The sequence below is a fragment of the bacterium genome (assembly GCA_021372775.1).
Taxonomy (GTDB): Bacteria; Acidobacteriota; Polarisedimenticolia; order J045; family J045; genus JAJFTU01.
This window is the reverse complement of record JAJFTU010000295.1, coordinates 1-2,214: the sequence shown is the minus strand read 5'-3', so window position 1 is coordinate 2,214 and position 2,214 is coordinate 1. Positions and strand designations below refer to the sequence as shown.

1 protein-coding gene is annotated in these 2,214 nt (G+C 73.0%); it reads left to right on the top strand.

The genetic code is table 11. From position 1 onward, the window contains the following. Nucleotides 1–293 precede the first annotated feature (293 nt). Nucleotides 294–2,214 (top strand): hypothetical protein (locus LLG88_10240; GenBank protein MCE5247283.1); only part of this gene is annotated, 1,921 nt, incomplete at its 3' end.

Genomic DNA, 2,214 nt, shown 5'->3' with positions numbered 1-2,214 from the left:
GTCGAACGAGACGCTCCGCGGCGCCCCGTTCGTGGACTACGGCCAAGGCTCGACGACCTTCTTCCGTCCGTAGCGGCGCGCCGGCGCTTCGGGGGCGCGCCCGCTCGGGCCCGCCCCCGCGCCGGCTTGCCGCCGGTTGCTCCGAGTCGACGCGCCGCAGGAAACGCCGCAGTGATCCGCGGAGAGAGGGCCGTCGGCCCTCTCTCCCCCGATTTCGCCGCCGCGGGCCGGCCGCGCCCGGACCGCGGTGGTGGATAATCCGCCCGGGGAGATCGAGCCCGGGGGACCACGCCATGACGAAGCACGACGCGCTCGCCGCGGCGCTCCTGCTGTCGCTCGCGCTCGGCGGCCGCGCCGCCGCCGCGCCGCTTCCCGACGGCCAGCGCTGGTCGGAGTACCGCTCCGCCCACTTCACGCTCTTCAGCTGCGCGCCCGAGGAGCGCACCCGCGCCGTCGTCGTCGGCCTGGAGACGCTGCGCGAAGTGCTGCGCAAGATGTCGGCGGACCAGATGCTGGTCAACGCCCCGATCCCGACCTACGTCTACGTCTTTCCGGACGAGAAGTCGTTCGCCCCCTACCGCGGCGGACGCGACATCGCCGGCTTCTTCCAGCGCCGCTTCGACGGCGACTACGTGGCCGTGCAGGTGGACGACGCGAGCTCGCTGGGCATCGTCTACCACGAGTATCTGCACTACTTCGTCGAGCGGAACATCCCCGCGCTGCCGCTCTGGCTGGACGAGGGGCTGGCCGAGTTCTATCGCACGATGGAGCGCACGAAGAACGGAGTGGACCTCGGCGGGCCGCCGCCCGAGCACCTCGAACTGCTCCGCTCCCGCATCTTCCCGCTCGACGACCTGGCGAAGGTCGAGCATTCGTCGCCCGACTACAACGAGCAGGGACGCCAAGGGCTCTTCTACGCGACGTCGTGGGCCGTCGCGGACTATATGCTCACCGGCGGCGGCCCCAAGCGCCGCGCGCAGTTCACCGGCTACCTGCAGAGCCTCGCCGCGGGCGCGTCCCCCGCGCGGGCTTTCTCCGCCGCCTTCGGCGGCCCGCCGGGGCGCCTCGAAGAGGAGCTGCGCGCGCACCTGCGGCGCGTGATCGGCGCCGGCGTCTACCACTACTGGCGCGTCCGCTTCGACGAGCTGAAGGTGGACGAGAGAGCGACGTCGCGGCCGCTGGCCCGCGACGAGGCGCTTGCGCGGACGGGGCTGCTGCTCGCCGACCCGACCGAGCCCGGCGCGAGGCAGGAAGTCGAGGAGCGCTACCGCGCCGCGCTGGCGATCAACCCGCGGTGCGCTCCGGCGCTGTTCGGCGAAGGGCTGCTGCGGACGGTCCCCTCGCCGACCGAGGAAGCGCGCGAGTTCTTCCGCCGCGCGGTCGAGGCGGATCCGGACCTGCCGATGGCGCACTACCTCTACGCCGTCGCCCTCGGTTCCGGCCGGATGATCGACGAGCCGCTCGCCCGCGAAATCCGCGCCCAGCTCGAGCGCGACCTCGCCCTCAGTCCCGGACACGCCGAAGCCCGGAGACTGCTCGACGGACTGCTGCCGGAAGCGGAGAGGGCAAAGCGGCGCCGCGCCGACCTCGAGGCGGCGTTCGGGCGAGCGCCGAGCCCCCTCACGGCGCAGCCGCTGGTCAACGACTGCTTCGACGCGCGGGACTTCGGCGCCGCGCGCGCGGCGCTCGAACAGCTTCTGGCCAAGACGAAGGACCCGGTCGCCGTCGCGTGGGCGCGCCAGAACGTCGCCGTCGCGCGCTTCAACGAAGGAGCGCTGCTCGTCGCCCAAAAGAAGACGGACGAGGGGCGGACGCTCCTTCGGCGCGCCGTGAACGAGGCGCCGACCCCGGAACTGCGCGAGGCCCTGCGGGCGAGGATGGAGCAGGCGATGACCCCGCCGCACGACTACCACGCCGACTATCAACGGGCGGTGGAGGCCTCCGTCGCCGGGCGCGCGGACGAAGCGACGAAACTGCTCGAGCGCATCGTGCAGGAGGCCGACGATTCGGAACTGATCGTGGAGGCCACCGGCGCCCTGACGGTCGTCGGCGCGACGGGGATCGGCGGAAACTCGGCGATCCACCTCGTGCGGGCGCCCGACGGCGCGACCGTCGGCGCCGACCCGCAAGGCCGCGCGGATCTCGAAGCCTCCTTCCGGCGGGGGCAGGACGGCGACATGGAGGGCGAGCTGGCGATCCTCGACAGGCTCGCCG